The organism is Corynebacterium sp. HMSC076G08, assembly GCF_001811515.1.
Classification (GTDB): Bacteria; Actinomycetota; Actinomycetes; order Mycobacteriales; family Mycobacteriaceae; genus Corynebacterium; species Corynebacterium hiratae.
The window spans coordinates 1-306 of sequence record NZ_KV805077.1; the positions used below are offsets into that span (position 1 = coordinate 1).

Below are 306 nucleotides of genomic sequence, written 5' to 3' on the forward strand. Positions count from 1 at the left end.
GCCTGATACCCCGGTTCAACGCTGCATTGTCCACGTCAAACGCAACATTCAACGCGCCACAGGCCTGCACCCCACCTCGCCGATGGGCAAAGCACTGCGACGGCTTTCCTTCGAACTGCTAGCCGTTACCAACCTAGATGAAGCAGCCGAATGGACTGCCAAGCTACACCAATTCGGCACTGTATTTAGCACCCAGCTCAAAGCCAGAACTTACGTCAAAGACGTCCCTTTCGAGCAGATTCCTAAATCCAAACGTGGCAACAAAAAATGGTGGTACACCCACGATGTTCACCGCGGAATCTACCT

Annotated in this window: 1 pseudogene; it reads left to right on the forward strand. The window is 53.3% G+C overall.

Annotation, left to right across the window (positions count from 1 at the left end):
- Positions 1–306: pseudogene (locus tag HMPREF2806_RS13875) on the forward strand (transposase); the annotation flags it as partial.